This is a genomic window from Dyadobacter endophyticus (assembly GCF_014641595.1).
GTDB lineage: Bacteria > Bacteroidota > Bacteroidia > Cytophagales > Spirosomataceae > Dyadobacter > Dyadobacter endophyticus.
The window spans coordinates 164,768-180,156 of record NZ_BMIA01000005.1 but is presented as its reverse complement, the minus strand read 5'-3'; the positions used below and the strand labels follow the sequence as shown (position 1 = coordinate 180,156).

Genomic DNA, 15,389 nt, shown 5'->3' with positions numbered 1-15,389 from the left:
GGATACAACTCATTGTATTGAATAGTTTTATGGAAAATACTAATAAAAGATACTGGCGGGGACTTGAAGAGCTGAGGAATGATGAGAAGTTTGTAAAAGATGCAAGTTCAGAGTTCCCAAGCGCACCGACCGAAAGTCAGTATGAAAGCCTGGTGGATGGCGTAGGTACCCATCGCCGTGATTTCCTTAAAGTTTTGGGCTTTGGAATGGCGGCTGTATCCCTCGCTGCCTGCGAAGCACCGGTCAAGAAAGCCATCCCTTACGTTAATAAGCCGGAAGGCGAATTTCCTACTATATCTAACTGGTATGCATCCACTTACGCAGAAGGTGGAGATTACGCGAGTATCCTGGTCAAAACCCGCGAGGGCCGGCCAATTAAAATAGAAAGCAATTCCCTTTCAAAAGTATCTTACGGTGTGAGCTCACGGGCACACGCTTCGTTGCTCGGCTTGTACGATAACGAAAAACTGAAAGGCCCTAAAAAAGGAGAAGACACAAAAGTAAGCTGGGAAACTGTCGACAAGGAGATCGCTGATCAGCTTGGACAGATCGCAGCAAAGGGCGGAGCCATCCGTATCCTTACTTCCACGATATTGAGCCCGTCGACCAAGGCGGTTATTGCAGATTTTACTGCAAAATATCCAACCACAACCCATGTCGTATACGATGCCAACTCCTCTTACGCAATTGTAAAAGGTAATGAGTTGTCATTCGGCAAAGCGGTTATCCCGTCTTACGATTTCAGCAAAGCGAAAGTAATCGTAGGCATCGACGGCGACTTCCTGGGAACATGGCTTGCCCCTGATACATTCTCGAAACAGTTTGCCGAAACACGTCGTGTAAGCAGTGATAAAGAGGGTAAAAAGGAAATGTCCCGCCTGTATCAGTTCGAATCGACGCTTTCACTGACTGGCGCCAATGCGGATTACCGTACTGCGGTAAAACCTTCACAGATCGGTCTGGTAGCAGCGGCACTTTACAACAAAGTAGCAGCGAAACTGGGCGGCGCTTCTATTGCCACGCCTGCATTGAGCATTCCTGAACTGGACAAAGCAGCAGCTGAACTTGTTGCGGCAAAAGGACAGGCATTGGTTGTATCGGGCATCAACGATCCTTCGGTGCAAGTAATAGTGAACGCGCTGAACAGCCTGCTGGGAAGCTACGGTTCGACTATCAATCTGGATAAACCTGTAAACTATCGCCAGGGTAACGATATCGCTACCAACCAGTTGATCGACGAGGTTAAAGGCGGTAAAGTTTCTGCATTGATTTTGTGGGGTGCTAACCCGGTTTACGACCACCCACGTGGTGCTGAGCTGGCAGGCGCATTGCCACAGGTTTCATTGAGCGTATCGTTCAACGACCGTGCAGATGAAACATCTTCACTTTTGAAATACATTCTTCCTGCACCGCACTACCTCGAATCATGGGGTGATGCAGAACCCGTTGCAGGATCATATAGCTTGATGCAGCCGGCGATCAGCTTGATTTTCAGCACTCGTCAGGCGCAATCATCGCTTTTGAAATGGGCAGGAGCTTCGGCTGACTACCATGAATATGTAAAAGCCTATTGGAGAAAAAACATCTATCCGCAAGCCGGAGGAGGTGACTTCGAGAAATTCTGGATTAAATCGCTCCACGACGGTGTGTTGGATGTGGCTTCGGCCTCCACGGGTGCTGGCGCAACATTCGCCGGAAACCTTCCTACCGCTGCCGCTGCGATTGCAAAGAGATACAAAGCATCGTCATCAGGACTTGAACTGGCGATCTTCGAAAACGTAGGTTTAGGTACCGGCTTCGCTGCAAACAACCCATGGTTGCAGGAAAACCCCGATCCGATCACAAAAGCTTGCTGGGATAACCACGCAGGTCTTTCACAAAAAACTGCCACCGAACTCGGCCTTGCGCAGGGTGACGTCGTGAAAGTAGATGTGAAAGGTAAATCGGTTGAATTGCCGGTGATCATTCAGCCTGGCCTTGCACAAGGAACAGTAGCAGTAGCAATTGGTTTCGGACGCGAGAAAGCGGGTAAATCTGCCAATGGTGTTGGTAAGAACGTATTCCCGTTTGCCACATTCACCGACGGCTTCCTGAACTTCACACCAGGCGAGGTAACTGTTTCGAAAACAGGCGAGACGCGCGAAATCGCTCAAACTCAGACGCACAGCACAGTAATGAACCGGAAGTCGGTTCTGCAAGAGACAGTATTGGCTCACTTCCAGAAGGATCCGATGGCGGGACGCTTTGTTCCGAAAATCCAGACTTCCGAAGGCGAGGTTGATGCAACAGACTTGTCGCTCTGGAACGGCCACAAATACAAGAACCACTCGTGGGGTATGGTGATCGACCTGAACACCTGCTTCGGTTGCGGGTCTTGCGTGATCAGCTGCCAGAACGAGAACAATATCCCAGTTGTAGGTCGTCAGGAAATCATCAATGCCCGTGAAATGCACTGGCTGCGTATCGACCGCTATTACAGCAGCGATGCAGATGTAGAAGATTTGCGTGGATTGGAAATTGCTTCTGAAAACCCTGAGGTAACGTTCCAGCCAATGCTTTGCCAGCACTGTAACAATGCTCCTTGCGAAACGGTATGTCCTGTATTGGCAACGACCCATAGCTCGGAAGGCTTGAACCAAATGGCTTATAACCGTTGCGTAGGTACAAGGTATTGTGCAAACAACTGCCCTTATAAAGTACGTCGCTTCAACTGGTTCAAATATTTTGATAACGACAACTTCGATTATGCATTCAACAATGACCTTGGTAAAATGGTCATTAACCCTGATGTAACAGTACGTTCAAGAGGGGTTATCGAGAAATGCTCGATGTGCGTTCACAGAATCCAGGAAGCAAAACTGACTGCGAAGAAGGAAAGAAGACGCATTGTTGACGGTGAAGTAAATGTGGCTTGTGCATCTTCATGCCCGACAGACGCGATTACTTTTGGCGATATGAACGATCCGGAAAGCAGAATTTCGAAACTGCTTGAAGTCGAAAGAGAAGGACGTGCATTTCACATGCTGGAAGAAATCAACGTTCGTCCGCAGATTTCTTACCTCACCAAAATCCGGAACAAGGATGCTGCCGCCAAAGCAGAGAAGGTTGAGAAAGAGCACGCTTAATATCAGAGTTTAGAATTATTGACGATCCAATCATTATAAATAAATAGTAGTATGCATGTTACTTCACCTGTAAGAGAACCGCTGATTCAAGGTGGGAAAACGTACGCGGACGTAACGGAAGACATATGCCGGCACGTGGAGGCAGCTCCAACGAAAGAATGGAAAATTGCTTTCGGCCTTTCGCTCATCGTACTGGCATACGGATCTGTGTGTCTTGCTTGGACCTGGTGGGAAGGCCTCGGAGTTTGGGGTTTGAATAAAACAGTAGGTTGGGCCTGGGACATCACCAACTTTGTATGGTGGGTGGGTATCGGTCACGCGGGAACGCTGATCTCCGCGATCCTCTTGCTCTTCCGCCAGAAATGGAGAACTTCCATCAACCGTGCAGCGGAAGCGATGACGATCTTCGCCGTAATTTGTGCTGCTTCTTTTATTTTGATGCACATGGGTCGTCCCTGGATGGCTTACTGGGCTCTTCCATTGCCAAACGCGTTCGGTTCATTGTGGGTTAACTTCAACTCACCGCTCGTTTGGGACGTATTTGCGATCAGTACTTACTTCTCGGTTTCACTGGTTTTCTGGTACATCGGTCTCATTCCCGACCTTGCTACCATCCGCGACCGCGCTACGAGCAAAGTTTCGAAATTCATGTACGGCACATTTGCAATGGGCTGGGACGGTTCAGCGAAAACCTGGGCTCGTTACGAATACATCTCTCTGATCCTTGCGGGTCTTTCTACACCACTCGTACTTTCGGTACACACCATTGTAAGTATGGACTTTGCTACCTCGGTGATTCCGGGATGGCACACGACCATCTTCCCTCCGTACTTCGTTGCGGGTGCGATCTTCTCCGGATTTGCGATGGTACAAAACCTGATGCTTATCACGCGTGTAGTTTATAAACTTGAAGATTACATCACCCTCGAACACATCGAGACGATGAACAAGGTAATCACGCTGACCGGTTCGGTAGTAGGTGTGGCCTATATTACCGAATTCTTTATCGCATGGTACGGTGGGGTTGAATACGAATACTACGCGTTCTTCAACCGTATGACCGGCCCTTACTGGTGGGCATACTGGGCGATGATGACCTGTAACGTAATCTCTCCGCAGCTTTTCTGGTCAAGAAAACTGCGTCGCAGCATCACGTTTACATTCTTCATTTCTGTTGTGGTAAATATTGGTATGTGGTTCGAGCGTTTCGTAATTATCGTAACCTCTCTGCACCGTGACTACATTCCTTCAAGCTGGGCGATGTTCTCTCCAACGAGATATGATATCGGGGACTACATTTTCTCCTTCGGTTTGTTCTTCACATTGTTCCTCCTGTTCTCGAAATACCTGCCGGTAGTAAACATGGCGGAAGTAAAAGCGGTATTGCGTTCAACTTCTGCGCAGCTGCCTGCTAAGATCGCCGGAGTTGCAAAAGTAAGACAGCGCGGAGCTGCCGAACCCGCTTACAATAAGGATCAGGAATAAAAAGCATTGCGTAAAAGCGAATTATAGAGATTATAATTAAGTAATAGTATGGCAGAATTATCTGGTAAATATTTGGTCGGAGTTTACGACGATGACGATACTGTTCTTCACGCGGTTCCCAAGTTGAGAAAGGCCGGTGTGAAAATTAAAGAAGTATATTCTCCATTCCCTATCCACGGGTTGGACGAAGCACTGGGGCACCCAAGAACGCGTATCGGTATCGCTGCCTTTATGTTTGGCGTGACAGGATGCTGCTGCGTGCTGACGTTAATGATTTGGACAATGGGATATGACTGGCCGATGATCATCGGTGGTAAAGATCCTATCTCGATTCCTAACTATATCCCCATTACATTCGAAGGAACAGTACTTTTTACTGCATTCGGTATGGTGATTACCTTCTTGATTTCAAATGGACTTGGACCCGGTACCCATTTCCATCCAAGGTTTGATGTACGGGCTACAGACAACAAGTTCATTATGGCGATCGAGGTGAGCAGAAACTCGATGAGCGAAGAGGAGATATCGAGAGCGTTGAAAGACAGCGGCGCAGAAGAAGTCAACATTAAGCAATTCTAATGGAGTTTAAAGCAATGAAATTTAAAGATTTATATAAATATCTATTGGTTGCTGCCGTATTGCTTACTGCTGCCGCTGGTTGTAAAAAGGATCCTAACAATCCCGGAAAGGAATATGCACCAAACATGTACCTGCCCGTAGGTTATGAACCATACAAGCAGGAAAAAGCCAACCCCATCAACCCGCAGGGATTAACCATGCGTCTGCCGGTGGCTGGTACCGTTGCAAGACGTAACTATCATACGCAATTCGGTAACTCTGATTCAGCCGTTGTGGATCTGATGGTATACAACATTCCCGCCGATAGCATTGAGATTGCGGAAAGAGTACTTAAAAACCCGGTTCCTCTGAACGAGAAGACTTTGGCAGAAGGAAAGGTATTGTACGACAGATATTGCCAGCACTGCCACGGTGCAACCGGCGCCGGTGACGGAAAAGTGGGAGCGATGTACAAAGGTGTTCCCAACTACGCAAGCGACGCTTATAAGAACCTGAATGAGGGACATATTTTCCACGTGATCACACACGGGAAAGCGCGCATGTGGCCTCACGGATCGCAGATCAATCCGGAAGAACGCTGGAAGATCGTACACTACGTACAGAAATTGCAGAAAGGGGCTTAAGTACAATTTTGAAAACAGAGAAATAATTTAAATAATGGCATCAGCACATTCGATTCCTTCTATTGAAGAACGGTTTGAATTTACATCGGGAGCTAAGAGAAGTTTGCTCATTGGTGGCGGTGTAGGACTGGCTCTTGTACTATTAGGAGCATACCTCGCAGCCAATGGCGGTGGTGGTCATGAAGTGGCTGCACATGGAGCAGAACATGCTGCGGCGGCAGGCCATGCGGCGGCTGAGCACGGAGCGGCAGCTGCAACACATGGCGCAGACGCACACGGCGCTGCGGCTGAGGGCGGTCACCATGCCAAGAGCTGGGTGGCACGCATTTGGGCCAACCTTTGGGTAAATGGTGTATATTTTACCGGGATGTCCGTTGTGGGGATGTTCTTCCTTTCTTATAACTACCTGGCGCAAGCCGGTTGGTCTGCGGTATTCAAAAGAGTACCTGAGGCGCTTCCCGCATTTCTTCCTTTTACAGGTGCAGTGCTTCTGATTACTTTCCTTTTGGGTGGACATGATTTGTTTCACTGGACACACAAGGGGCTGTTTGAAGTAGGCGGCGCGGAGTATGACAAGATTATAGCCGGTAAGCAGGGATATTTGAATACGCCTTTCTTCGTGGGACGTCTTGTTATCTATTTCGTAGTTTGGTACCTGATGTGGAAAAAGCTTCGCAACCTGTCATTACAAGAAGATGAGATCGGCGGAACTGAGTTCTATGAAAAATCAATCCGCCTTGGCACTGCATTTCTTGTGGTATTCGGTGTTACTTCGTCTACCTCTGCCTGGGATTTTGTGATGTCAATCGACACGCACTGGTTCAGCACCATGTTCGGTTGGTATACTTTGGCTAGCTGGCACGTTGCCGGTCTGGCGGTAATTACCCTGACCATCGTATTGCTTCGCGAAAGAGGTTACCTGAGAGCGGTTAATTCAAGCCACTTGCGCGACCTTGGTAAATTTGTATTTGCATTCAGTATTTTCTGGACATATGTCTGGTTCGCACAATTCCTTCTGATCTACTACGCTAACCTTCCGGAAGAAACGATCTATTTCATCGAGCGTTTCCGTGGACACGGTGGATTCTACAAAGCGCCTTTCTTCATTACATTGTTCCTGAACTTCTTCTTCCCGTTCCTCATCCTGATGACCCGTGATGCGAAGTTCACGCATTCGATCCTGAAAGTAGCTTGCTGGAGTGTAATCGTCGGACACTGGTTCGATTTCTACACCAACATTATGCCTGGAACAGTCGGTGCGGAAGCTTCGATCGGTCCATTGGAGTGGGGCTTCTTCCTGATCTTCCTTTGCGCGTTTGCATATACCATCGCAAATCAATTGACCAAGGCAAATCTGATCCCGAGAAATCACCCGATGTTGGAGGAGTCACTGCATCACGATATCGCCTAATTGCAAAACCAGTAAATCATCATGTATATTATTATCGCATTAGTTGCTCTTGTATTTATTGTCCTCACCGGGGTGGTTATATCCAGGTTGCAGGGTGTTTTGAAGAGTATCGACAAGACCGGTTCTGAGGAGGTTGAAACGTCTGGTAATAAAGTAAACGGTGCCATGTTTATCGTGATCCTGATTGGGGGCGCTGTTTCCATCACCTGGTCATACCTGCATGCACGTGAGTTTTTCCTTCCTGAGGCATCTTCGATCCACGGTAGAAGAACCGACGACCTGTTCTGGTTCTCGATGGGAATTCTGACTATCCCTTTCATCCTGGTAAACTTCCTGGTATTCTATTTCGCCTGGAAATACCAACACAAAAAAGGACACCGAGCTACATTCTATCCTGAAAACCACAAGCTTGAATTGGTCTGGACTATCATCCCTGCTATTGTAATGGCATTGCTGGTATTCACAGGCTGGAAAGCGTGGTCGGATATCACAGCGGAAGCTCCACGCGATGCGGAGGTGATTGAGATTACCGGTAAGCAGTTCAACTGGATCGCGCGTTATGGCGGTGTTGATAATAACAAACTAGGTGACTACAATTATAAATTGATTGATGCACAAAACGAAGTAGGTATCGATTTGTCGGATGAAAATTCGTTCGATGACTTTACCAACCCTTCTGAAATGCATATCCCGGTAGGCCGTCCGGTGCTATTGAAAATCCGTGCCCGCGACGTGTTGCACAGCGTTTTCATTCCTCACATGCGTGTGAAAATGGATGCAGTGCCAGGTATGCCGACCAAATTCTGGTTCGTACCGGACAAAACAACCGCTGATATGCGTGCCGAAACCGGTAACCCGAAATTTGACTACGAGATTGCTTGTACGGAGGTATGTGGACAAGGTCACTTTTCAATGAAAATGAGATTGATCGTAGACGATGAGGCTACATACAAGAAATGGGTTTCAGAACAGGCTACTTTCCTGTCGACTTACCCAGAGTATCTTGCGAAAGTTCCTGAGAACCTGAAAGCAAAGGCCATGAAATATGTGCCTGCCGAAGCAGCGACTCCTGCGGCTGACAGCTCAGCAACCTCTGCTGGCGGTGCCGGAGCAAGTTCTAGTCTACGATAATTCTATTAATTAAAATTACAATAAAAGTATATGTCAGCTATTGAAGGATTGGAAACAGCTCACCACCACGCAGACGAGCATGACCACCACCACGAAGCACAAAGCTTTTGGCAGAAATATATATTTTGTGAAGATCACAAGGTAATTGCCAAGCAGTATCTGATCACGGGTATTTTGTGGGCTATTATCGGGATTACCATGTCGGTGATCTTCCGTATTCAGCTCGGTTTGCCCGATTCTAACCTGTCCTGGTTGAAGCCTGTTTTGGGTGGATGGATCAGCGACGCTGGAAAGCTGGATCCCAACTTCTACCTGGCCTTGGTTACAATGCACGGTACCATCATGGTATTCTTTGTATTGACGGCCGGTTTGAGTGGTACTTTCAGTAACTTCCTCATCCCACTTCAAATCGGAGCGCGCGATATGGCGTCAGGTTTTATGAACATGCTGTCGTACTGGTTCTTCTTCCTGGCCAGCGTGATCATGTTCGCTTCTTTGTTCTTGCAACAAGGACCTGCTGCCGGTGGCTGGGTAATTTACCCCCCATTGAGCGCGTTGCCGCAAGCGCACCCGGGCTCAGGCATGGGTATGACATTGTGGTTGGCTAGTATGGCATTCTTTATCGTTTCGCAGCTGTTGGGTGGTATCAACTACATTACTACTGTTATCAACCTGCGTACTAGAGGTATGTCTTTCGACCGTCTGCCTCTGACGATCTGGTCATTCCTGATCACCGCGGTATTGGGTCTGATCTCTTTCCCGGTATTGCTTTCATCTGTATTGCTGCTGATCTTCGACCGTCACTTCGGTACCAGTTTCTATCTTTCCGACATTTATATCAATGGTGAAGCGCTGCCAAACGTGGGTGGTAGCCCGATCCTGTTCCAGCACTTGTTCTGGTTCCTTGGTCACCCTGAGGTATATATCGTACTCTTGCCAGCTTTGGGTATTACATCCGAAGTAATCGCAACAAACTCACGCAAGCCGATCTTCGGTTACCGTGCGATGATCGCATCCATGCTGGGTATTGCATTCCTTGCATTTATCGTATGGGCACACCACATGTTCGTAACAGGTATGAACCCATTCCTGGGATCGGTCTTCATGTTCCTGACGCTGATTATCGCGGTACCTTCTGCGGTGAAAGGTTTTAACTACATCACAACACTCTGGAAAGGTAACATCGTGTTCACCCCCGGTATGTTGTTCTCGATCGGTCTGGTTTCTCTGTTCGTATCAGGTGGTCTTACCGGTATTATCCTGGGTAACAGCGCATTGGATATTCAATTGCACGATACCTACTTCGTAGTTGCCCACTTCCACCTGGTAATGGGGGCTGCATCGGCATTCGGTCTGTTCGCAGGGGTTTACCACTGGTTCCCTAAAATGTTCGGCCGCATGATGAACACCACATTGGGTCAGATTCACTTCTGGATGACATTCATCGGAATTTACCTGGTGTTTATCCCAATGCACTACGTAGGTATCGCGGGCTTCCCTCGCCGTTACTACCAGTTCACCAGCTACGACTTTACGCATAAGTTCATGGATATGAACATGTTTATCTCCGTTGCGGCGATATTCACGTTCCTTGCACAGTTCATTTTCCTCTGGAACTTCTTTTACAGCATTTTCAAGGGAAGAAAAGCTCCGCAAAACCCATGGCGTTCAAACACGCTCGAATGGACTGCTCCTATTATTCCGGGTCACGGAAACTGGGAAGGCGAAATTCCTGCGGTATATCGTTGGTCATATGATTACAGCAAACCGGGTGCCAAAGAGGACTTCATCCCTCAGAACATCCCGTATTCTCAAACACCTGAATCGAACTTCCCTCATGAGAATGAGTTGATCGCGACAGAAAAGGTGATTGAGTCACAGAACTTCAATGACCAGTTCAAAACACATCATTGATCTTAAAGCGAATCGCCGGTTCCGGCGATTCGCTTTAAATACGCTCATTTCGCTGTACCTGGTAGTAATAGCAGGCGGCGTCGTGAGAAGCACAGGCTCAGGAATGGGCTGCCCCGACTGGCCTAAATGCTTCGGCAGATGGGTTCCTCCTACCGAAGCATCACAACTTCCTGCCAATTACAAGGAGATTTACGGTGCCAAGCTGAAAGGAGAAGTCGAGTTTAATGCGACGAAAACCTGGACCGAGTACGTAAACAGGCTTGTAGGAGCGCTTACGGGCATCATTATTTTTCTGATGCTGCTGGCCTCCATTCCTTTTCTGAAATCGGGAAACAAGCAAATATTCTTTTGGAGCCTCGCGGCTTTTTTGTTGACGGGCTTCCAGGGTTGGCTCGGTGCGAAAGTAGTTTCTTTCGAGTTGCACCCGCTGATCGTCACAGTACACATGCTGCTCGCCATAGTGATCATTTTCATCGTGCTCTATGTGTTTACATGGGCTGGTTATGTTGGGAAAGTGCTCACATTGCGTGAAGGCAGCGAGAAAGTGCTCAGTGGAATCGGGATCGTGGTCATGGCGCTGTCTTTGTTCCAGATCCTGCTCGGAACGCAAGTACGTGAGGCAATGGATGTAGTGATAATGCAGCTCGGTTACGATGCAAGGTCACAGTGGATCGATGAATTAGGAGCTAATTTTTACATACACCGGTCGTTTTCAATTCTGGTCTTTATTGTGAATGCAATCTGGATCAACAAAGTTTTGAAATCAGGTAACCAGGGCACAGCAGCGGGTAAAATCGCAAGGGCTTGCTTCTGGATATTGATAGCGGAGATCGCAACAGGTGTGATCATGGCGTATTTCCGGGTTCCCGCATTTGCGCAGCCCGTTCACCTGACATTCGCGATACTTTTGATCGGCTTGCAGTTTATCGTCTGGCTGGTTGTGAATGGTAAGAAGTATTTAAAATATGAAGGCGTGGCCGCGACGGCTGGTAGCCAGTTTTAGAATTTTCAATTTCTGTAATAATGATTTCAGTAGAGGAAAGTGTAAGCGGGGTTGGGAAGATCAGAGAGAGATTAGGGGTTTTATTTGAATTATTGAAATTCCGGCTGGCGTCGTTGATTGCCTTCTCCGGGGCAATGGGATATTGCCTGGGTTCGCGGGATGTGAAAGCCGGCGATATGGTACTTTTTGTGCTCGCATCGATCGGTATTACCGGTGCAGCGAACATTATCAACCAGATTTTGGAAAAAGATCTGGATAAAATGATGAAAAGAACGGCGTCAAGGCCGTTGCCAAGCGGAAGGATTACCGTGGAGCAGGCTGCTGTCTGGGCGGTTATCCTCGGAGTAGCTTCGCTGGTGATATTTGTGATGGTATTTAACCTGACAACGGGGCTTATTTCCCTGCTGTCGCTTGTGCTTTACGGCTTTGTTTATACGCCGTTGAAGCGCGTCGGTCCGATCGCGGTGTTCGTGGGTGCATTCCCCGGCGCATTTCCTCCGATGATCGGTTGGGTAGCAGCTACAAACCATTTCGGTCTGGAACCTGGTATCCTGTTTGCGATCCAGTTTTTCTGGCAATTCCCGCATTTCTGGGCGATTGCATGGGTGCTGGACGAAGATTACAAAAGAGCAGGTTTCAAATTGTTGCCCGCCAACGGTTTGAAAGACTCTGATACGACATTGCAGATCATGATCTATACCTTGTTCCTGCTTCCGATTGGCTGGTTGCCGTACGAGCTGGGAATGACGGGCATCAACTCCGCATTCATTGCGACGATTTTTGGGGTTTTGTTCCTCGCGCAGACGTTCCATCTCATGCGCAAATGCACAGACAAGACCGCGAAGCAGCTGATGTTCGGATCGTTCATTTACCTGCCGATCGTGCAGATTGCTTTTTTGTTGGATAAATTGTGATATTGAATCGAGAGAAAATGGAAAACGTTCGGCAATATAAATTGGAAAGAGAGCCGCAGGAAACGCTGGCGATGGACCCGAAGAAGTTTATTCTCTGGCTGTTCCTCGTGACGATCATCATGCTTTTCGCCTCTCAGAGCAGCGCCTACCTCGTGCGCCGCGCGGAAGGTAATTGGCTGGAGTTCGAAATGCCGCAGATATTCTGGTACAGCACCGTGGTGCTCATAATGAGCAGTGTAGCGATGCAATGGGCCTATTTCTCGGCAAAAAAAGATCAGTTCCAACAATTGAAAATAGCAATTTCTATTACTTTTGTACTCGGCCTGATCTTCCTTTATATGCAGTTTCAGGGCTGGAAAGAGCTGGTGGCGATGAATGTTTATTTTGTAGGAAACCCGTCTGGCTCGTTCTTTTACGTGTTTACAGGACTTCACGGTTTCCACATCATTACCGGGCTGATTGTTTTGGTATTTGCGTTATTCTCGGCATTTAAGCTGAACGTGCATTCCAAAAATCTGAGAAGAATACAGATCAGTGCTACGTACTGGCACTTTTTGGATATACTCTGGTTATACCTTTTTGTTTTTTTATTGACCTTTAATTAATAATTTTTTTATCAATGGCTTCACATGTAACAACACCCGGCGCGGTAGAACCCAAAATGTGGTTGGGGGGTATTGAGCCTATGAAAGCGAGTTACGGTAAACTGATGATGTGGTTCTTCCTCATCTCGGATACCTTTACTTTCTCTGCCCTGCTGGTGGCATATGGTACAGCCCGGTTTAGTTTCCCTGCATTCACCGGAAAGCACGAAGATTTTACCTTCTCCAACATGTATTGGCCGGTACCTGAAAGGGTTTACGAAGCCGTACCATTCCTGCACGGCATTTCCCTGCCGTTGGTGTTTGTTGGTATCATGACATTCATCCTCATCGCGAGCTCCGTAACGATGGTACTTGCAGTGGAAGCTGGTCACCGCATGGACCGCGCGAATGTTGAGAAATATATGCTTTGGACAATCCTCGGCGGTTTTACCTTCCTTGGTTGCCAGGCTTGGGAATGGAGCCACTTTATCCACGGAACCGAAGCTGGTTCGGTAATGAAAGTGATTGAAAACGGCACCTGGATCGAGAAGACGATCTTTGGAGCTAACCTGACGGAGAACCAATACGGTCCTCCTGCATTCGCCGATTTCTTCTTCTTCATCACCGGTTTCCACGGAACGCACGTGTTCTCAGGTGTGATCCTGAACATTCTGATCTTCTTCCGTGCTGCCACAGGGTTCTACGACAAAAGAGGAAGCTACGAAATGGTTGAGAAAGTAGGTCTCTACTGGCACTTTGTAGATCTGGTTTGGGTGTTTGTGTTTACATTCTTCTACCTGGTTTAATTTATAGGACAATATTTAAAATTGAAGTAAAATGGCGGAAGTACATCATCACCACGTACATAACCAGGATCCCGAAGCAGGAGCTGAGCAACGTAAAGCGATCTGGAAGACCTTTTGGATTCTTTTGATCATCACCTCACTCGAGTTCTTGATCGCATTTACAGTTCCCCACGGAATTTTGAAGATTTCTATCTTCATCATCATGACGATCGTGAAGGCATTCTATATCGTAGGGGAATTCATGCACTTAAAACATGAAACAAAAACGCTGATCTGGTCGATACTCGTTCCGATAATATTTGTTGCCTGGTTGATCCTGGCGCTCATGCTCGAAGGAAATGCGATTTTCGAGGCGATTTTCGGATAATAAATTAGAATGAGAAAATTTCCCAAAGCCGGATTACTGATCGTCACATTAGTAATACCGGCTTTGATTTTTGCTTTACTGAAACTGTTCGGAACGAACCATTACGACCTGCCGTACTTTGTGGCGGAGAAAGACGGAAACGGTTCGGTGATCGTGCAAAGCGGCGACACGCTGTTTCACAAGGTTTCTGCGGGTTGTGGCATATTCGGAGGCGTAAATCTGGAAGGACGATTGACGGTGGTGAGCAGAATGCCATCGGAATGTGGAGAGCCTTGCGAAAGGGCGACGGACGAGTTGGAACGGATAGCGGCATTGAAAACTGCGATTCCCGAATTGCAGGTATTATTGGTCGCTACAGATACGGTAAGACGTGGAGAATGGCAATCGGTGAAAGCGGATAGCGCCACGATAGCAAGCTGTTTTACGAAGGAACTGACAGATGCTGCCAAAGGAAGTGATGCTTTAAATGGTCGAGCCGGGCAAATAGTACTGATCGACCGCGATAAGCATGTCAGAGGCTTTTATAAAGCCGGAGATGGAGAGGAAACCGACCGGCTTATGGCCGAGATCAAGATCCTCGATTATGAAAAGAAGAATGAGAAATAAGCGGGTATGGCTACATTAACAATCGAAAGAAAACCAAAGTACGAACGCATAATCAATATCCTGGCCATCGTCATTCCGGTGGTGGTTGCATTGTTGCTGGGAATCCGGCAGAAGATTGACCTCGGCACGTGGACGAAAGTATTGCCGCATATTATCGGGGTGATCAATACCCTTACGTCCATGTTGCTGATCATGGGCTTCTATTTTGTCAAGCAGAAAAATATTTCCGCTCACCGGCAGACTATGACGGGGGCATTCTTGCTAGGAGCTGTGTTCCTGGTGTGCTACGTGCTTTATCACATTTCCAACGAGGCAACACCATTTGGCGGAACAGGTTTTATCCGGCCAGTTTATTACTTTTTGCTGATCTCCCATATCGTGTTGTCGATCGTGGTCGTTTGGTTTGTATTGAGAGCGGTGTATTTTGGTTATACCAACCAGATCACCGAACACCGGAAGGCTGTGAAATGGGCGATGCCGATCTGGCTGTATGTAAGTGTTACCGGTGTGATCGTTTACCTGATGATTAGTCCATATTACGTATGAAAAAGTTCTTGACGATATTCGGATTGATTGTGTTGTTCGTGATGAACAGTGCGGGTGCATTTGCGCAATGCGCGATGTGCCGGGGATCGGTTGAAAGCTCCATGGGTAATGGGCGCAATAATGTGGGTGTGGGTTTGAATACCGGCATTATGTTTCTCTTTGTGATCCCCTACATTCTCGTAGCGGTGATCGGTTACCTTTGGTACCGCAATTCCAAGAAAGCGCAGGCCGAGCGGCAATTTGTTGCGGCGCGGGTACGGTCGGCTTACGACAACTGACCTCTTGACGAAGATAT

Annotated in this window: 15 protein-coding genes; all 15 read left to right on the top strand. The window is 47.6% G+C overall.

Annotated elements, in window-relative coordinates; all coding sequences use genetic code 11:
* Positions 1-29: 29 nt before the first annotated feature.
* From IEY24_RS27665 to IEY24_RS27595, 15 genes are read left to right on the top strand one after another with little or no spacing between them, the layout of a single operon-like run.
* Complete coding sequence (locus IEY24_RS27665; RefSeq protein WP_188938538.1) at positions 30-3,125, top strand: TAT-variant-translocated molybdopterin oxidoreductase; 3,096 nt, start codon at positions 30-32, stop codon at positions 3,123-3,125.
* A gap of 51 nt (positions 3,126-3,176) precedes the next feature.
* Positions 3,177-4,610 carry an NrfD/PsrC family molybdoenzyme membrane anchor subunit gene (gene nrfD / locus IEY24_RS27660; RefSeq protein ID WP_188938537.1) on the top strand — a complete coding sequence of 478 codons (1,434 nt, stop codon included), beginning with the start codon at positions 3,177-3,179 and terminating at the stop codon, positions 4,608-4,610.
* Positions 4,611-4,658: 48 nt separating this feature from the next.
* The gene (locus tag IEY24_RS27655) at positions 4,659-5,189 is read left to right on the top strand and encodes a DUF3341 domain-containing protein (RefSeq protein ID WP_188938536.1); all 531 of its coding nucleotides are present in this window, start codon (positions 4,659-4,661) and stop codon (positions 5,187-5,189) included.
* Positions 5,189-5,812, top strand: a complete 624-nt coding sequence (locus IEY24_RS27650) for a c-type cytochrome (protein ID WP_188938535.1) — start codon at positions 5,189-5,191, stop codon at positions 5,810-5,812. Before IEY24_RS27655 ends, IEY24_RS27650 begins: the two co-directional genes overlap by 1 nt.
* A gap of 34 nt (positions 5,813-5,846) precedes the next feature.
* Positions 5,847-7,223 (top strand): quinol:cytochrome C oxidoreductase, encoded by a 1,377-nt coding sequence (locus IEY24_RS27645; RefSeq protein ID WP_188938534.1) that lies wholly within the window; start codon positions 5,847-5,849, stop codon positions 7,221-7,223.
* A 21-nt stretch (positions 7,224-7,244) separates the two neighbouring features.
* Positions 7,245-8,354: a cytochrome c oxidase subunit II gene (locus IEY24_RS27640; RefSeq protein ID WP_188938533.1), complete on the top strand. Its 1,110-nt coding sequence runs from the start codon at positions 7,245-7,247 to the stop codon at positions 8,352-8,354.
* A gap of 30 nt (positions 8,355-8,384) precedes the next feature.
* A complete protein-coding gene (locus IEY24_RS27635; protein WP_188938532.1) occupies positions 8,385-10,268 on the top strand; it encodes a cytochrome c oxidase subunit I in 1,884 nt (627 codons plus the stop codon).
* Positions 10,243-11,271, top strand: a complete 1,029-nt coding sequence (locus IEY24_RS27630) for a COX15/CtaA family protein (protein ID WP_188938531.1) — start codon at positions 10,243-10,245, stop codon at positions 11,269-11,271. Before IEY24_RS27635 ends, IEY24_RS27630 begins: the two co-directional genes overlap by 26 nt.
* A gap of 20 nt (positions 11,272-11,291) precedes the next feature.
* Positions 11,292-12,185, top strand: coding sequence for a heme o synthase (gene cyoE / locus IEY24_RS27625; RefSeq protein ID WP_229223298.1), 894 nt, complete (start codon positions 11,292-11,294; stop codon positions 12,183-12,185).
* 17 nt (positions 12,186-12,202) lie between these two features.
* Positions 12,203-12,790 (top strand): cytochrome c oxidase subunit 3, encoded by a 588-nt coding sequence (locus tag IEY24_RS27620; RefSeq protein ID WP_188938530.1) that lies wholly within the window; start codon positions 12,203-12,205, stop codon positions 12,788-12,790.
* 14 nt (positions 12,791-12,804) lie between these two features.
* Positions 12,805-13,575: a cytochrome c oxidase subunit 3 gene (locus tag IEY24_RS27615; protein ID WP_188938529.1), complete on the top strand. Its 771-nt coding sequence runs from the start codon at positions 12,805-12,807 to the stop codon at positions 13,573-13,575.
* A 31-nt stretch (positions 13,576-13,606) separates the two neighbouring features.
* Positions 13,607-13,942: a cytochrome C oxidase subunit IV family protein gene (locus IEY24_RS27610; protein WP_188938528.1), complete on the top strand. Its 336-nt coding sequence runs from the start codon at positions 13,607-13,609 to the stop codon at positions 13,940-13,942.
* A 9-nt stretch (positions 13,943-13,951) separates the two neighbouring features.
* Complete coding sequence (locus IEY24_RS27605; RefSeq protein WP_188938527.1) at positions 13,952-14,548, top strand: hypothetical protein; 597 nt, start codon at positions 13,952-13,954, stop codon at positions 14,546-14,548.
* 6 nt (positions 14,549-14,554) lie between these two features.
* Positions 14,555-15,094, top strand: coding sequence for a DUF420 domain-containing protein (locus IEY24_RS27600; RefSeq protein ID WP_188938526.1), 540 nt, complete (start codon positions 14,555-14,557; stop codon positions 15,092-15,094).
* Complete coding sequence (locus IEY24_RS27595; protein ID WP_188938525.1) at positions 15,091-15,372, top strand: hypothetical protein; 282 nt, start codon at positions 15,091-15,093, stop codon at positions 15,370-15,372. The genes IEY24_RS27600 and IEY24_RS27595 overlap by 4 nt, the downstream gene beginning before the upstream one ends.
* Positions 15,373-15,389 lie beyond the last annotated feature (17 nt).

Coding starts and splice junctions, on each gene's coding strand:
- IEY24_RS27665 (WP_188938538.1), top strand. CDS start 30: ATGGAAAATACTAATAAAAGATACTGGCGGGGACTTGAAGAGCTGAGG.
- nrfD (WP_188938537.1), top strand. CDS start 3,177: ATGCATGTTACTTCACCTGTAAGAGAACCGCTGATTCAAGGTGGGAAA.
- IEY24_RS27655 (WP_188938536.1), top strand. CDS start 4,659: ATGGCAGAATTATCTGGTAAATATTTGGTCGGAGTTTACGACGATGAC.
- IEY24_RS27650 (WP_188938535.1), top strand. CDS start 5,189: ATGGAGTTTAAAGCAATGAAATTTAAAGATTTATATAAATATCTATTG.
- IEY24_RS27645 (WP_188938534.1), top strand. CDS start 5,847: ATGGCATCAGCACATTCGATTCCTTCTATTGAAGAACGGTTTGAATTT.
- IEY24_RS27640 (WP_188938533.1), top strand. CDS start 7,245: ATGTATATTATTATCGCATTAGTTGCTCTTGTATTTATTGTCCTCACC.
- IEY24_RS27635 (WP_188938532.1), top strand. CDS start 8,385: ATGTCAGCTATTGAAGGATTGGAAACAGCTCACCACCACGCAGACGAG.
- IEY24_RS27630 (WP_188938531.1), top strand. CDS start 10,243: ATGACCAGTTCAAAACACATCATTGATCTTAAAGCGAATCGCCGGTTC.
- cyoE (WP_229223298.1), top strand. CDS start 11,292: ATGATTTCAGTAGAGGAAAGTGTAAGCGGGGTTGGGAAGATCAGAGAG.
- IEY24_RS27620 (WP_188938530.1), top strand. CDS start 12,203: ATGGAAAACGTTCGGCAATATAAATTGGAAAGAGAGCCGCAGGAAACG.
- IEY24_RS27615 (WP_188938529.1), top strand. CDS start 12,805: ATGGCTTCACATGTAACAACACCCGGCGCGGTAGAACCCAAAATGTGG.
- IEY24_RS27610 (WP_188938528.1), top strand. CDS start 13,607: ATGGCGGAAGTACATCATCACCACGTACATAACCAGGATCCCGAAGCA.
- IEY24_RS27605 (WP_188938527.1), top strand. CDS start 13,952: ATGAGAAAATTTCCCAAAGCCGGATTACTGATCGTCACATTAGTAATA.
- IEY24_RS27600 (WP_188938526.1), top strand. CDS start 14,555: ATGGCTACATTAACAATCGAAAGAAAACCAAAGTACGAACGCATAATC.
- IEY24_RS27595 (WP_188938525.1), top strand. CDS start 15,091: ATGAAAAAGTTCTTGACGATATTCGGATTGATTGTGTTGTTCGTGATG.